This window comes from Pelagibius sp. (assembly GCF_028281305.1).
In the GTDB taxonomy this organism is placed as follows: domain Bacteria; phylum Pseudomonadota; class Alphaproteobacteria; order Kiloniellales; family Kiloniellaceae; genus Pelagibius.
On the sequence record NZ_JANQKD010000017.1, the window covers coordinates 1 to 2168 of the forward strand.

Here is a 2168-nt window from a genome sequence, read left to right on the forward strand (position 1 = left end):
CGGCGAGCCCATGGGATAGACGGCCAGGATTTCGTAGGTCACGGAATCGCGGGCAACATTGAACCAGCGGCGGCAGCCCTGGGCGTGGTTCCAGCGCTCAAGCACCAAGCCCTTGGGGTTGTCGCGCAGGAAGACGAACTCCGCCCACTCGGCATCGGTGAGGCTTGCGGGGTCCTTGGGCCGCTCGATGTGCGCCTCGCCGCCGTTGGAGAACTCGCTCTCGCAGCGCGGACCGCAGTAAGGACAGGTGATCTGCAGCATGCTCGCCTCCCTAGTGCGCCACGGCGGCGGCGCCGTGCTCGTCGATGAGGAAGCCGGTCCGGAAGCGGTCCAGGCTGAAGGCGGCGTTCAACTCGTGGGGCGCGTCGTTGGCGATCGTGTGGGCGAAGACCCAGCCCGAGCCGGGCGTCGCCTTGAAGCCGCCGGTGCCCCAGCCGCAGTTCAGGTAGAGCCCCTCCACGGGGGTCTTGGAGAGGATCGGGCTGGCATCGGGGCAGACGTCGACGATGCCGCCCCACTGGCGCAGCATGCGCATGCGCCGGAACAGCGGGAACAGCTCGCAGATGGCCGCCAGAGTCTCCTCGGTCACCGGCAGGCTGCCGCGCTGGCCGTAGCCGATGTAGCTGTCCACACCGGCGCCGATCACCAGCTCACCCTTGTCGGACTGGCTGATGTAGGCATGCACGGCGCCGGACATGACCACGGTATCGATCACCGGCTTCACCGGTTCCGACACCAGGGCCTGCAGCGGCAGGGACTGCACCGGCAGGCGGAAGCCCGCCATGTTGGCCATCACACTGGAATGGCCGGCGGTGACGATGCCCACCTTGCCGGCCTCGATGAAGCCCTTGCCGGTCTCGACGCCGGTCACCCGGCCGTTCTCGATGCGAAAGCCGTTGACCGGGCATTCCTGGATGATGTCGACCCCGTAGGCACCGGCGGCGCGGGCATAGCCCCAGGCCACGGCGTCGTGACGGGCGGTGCCGCCGCGGCGTTGCAGGCTGGCGCCCAGCACCGGATAGCGGCCGCCGGCGCGCAGGTCGATGATCGGCACCATCTCCTTGATCTGCGCCGGGGTGAGGAACTCCGAGTCGATGCCGTTCAGACGGTTGGCGTTGATGCGCCGGGAGACCTCCCTGAGGTCGTGCTGGTTGTGCGCCAGGTTGAGCACGCCGCGCTGGGAGAACATGACATTGTAGTTGAGGTCCTGGGAAAGGCCTTCCCAGAGCTTCAGGGCGTACTCGTAGAGCGCCGCCGACTGGTCCCAGAGATAGTTGGAGCGGACGATGGTGGTGTTGCGCCCGGTGTTGCCGCCGCCCAGCCAGCCACGCTCCACCACTGCGACGTTGGTGATGCCGTGGTTCTTGGCCAGGTAGTAGGCGGTCGCGAGGCCATGGCCGCCGCCGCCGACGATGACCACGTCATAGCGCGGCTTGGGCTCGCTGCTCTGCCAGGCCTGCGGCCAGTTCTCGTGGTAGGAGAGGGCGTTGCGCAGCAGGCTGAAAACTGAATAGCGCGGTTTCATGCCCGGCCGGCGTCCCCCGTTTGACCCTCACCCCGTGGTGCGGCACCTGCGGCGCGCCGCCTCACATCCCTGTTAACCATGCTCGCATCCAACCCCCCGCTTGGCAACGCCGGGCCGGTCGAAGAGCCTCGTTTCCGCAGACTTGCAGGGCGCCAGGGCACTCGATCAGGGGGCCAGGGGCTTGCTGGTCCCCGGCGGAAAATTCTCTGTTCGCGACACCGGCATCTATGCCAAAGTCGCAGGATTCCCTTCGGCCTTCACGATAGAGGACCCCAGGTCTTTTCATGTTCGGTAACGTTCCACGAGAGCTGCCCCAGAAGATCGCGCTGGTTCTTGTGCCGCGCTTCTCGTTCCTGCCGTTCAGCGGCATGGTGGAGTCGTTCCGTCTGGCCAACCGGCTGAGCGGGCAGGAGCTGTACCGGCGTATCCTGGTCTCCGCAGACGGCGCCCCGGTGACGGCCTCCAACGGGATCGCCCTGGATGTCGCCGGCGACCTGAGCCTGGCGGAGAGCTGTGGGACCATCATCATCTGCGGCGGCCTGGACGTGCACCTGCACCAGGACAAGAGCCTCTTGGCCTGGCTGCGCAAGATGGACCGCCGCGGCGCCGATGTCGGGGCGATCTGCACCGGCAGCTACATCCT

At 67.2% G+C, this 2168-nt stretch carries 3 protein-coding genes; 1 reads left to right on the top strand and 2 read right to left on the bottom strand.

What is annotated here, in order from left to right; genetic code table 11:
- Both Q0982_RS04930 and Q0982_RS04935 read right to left on the bottom strand, forming a co-directional pair.
- The coding region (locus Q0982_RS04930) for a sarcosine oxidase subunit delta (RefSeq protein ID WP_299392426.1) at positions 1-261 on the bottom strand (261 nt) is incomplete at its 3' end.
- Between the two features lie 10 nt (positions 262-271).
- Entirely contained in the window at positions 272-1525 is a 1254-nt protein-coding gene (locus Q0982_RS04935; RefSeq protein ID WP_299392429.1) for a sarcosine oxidase subunit beta family protein, read from the bottom strand.
- Positions 1526-1809: 284 nt separating this feature from the next.
- Between Q0982_RS04935 and Q0982_RS04940 the strand changes: the two genes are divergently transcribed.
- On the top strand, positions 1810-2168 hold a 359-nt coding region (locus tag Q0982_RS04940), incomplete at its 3' end, for an AraC family transcriptional regulator (RefSeq protein WP_299392433.1).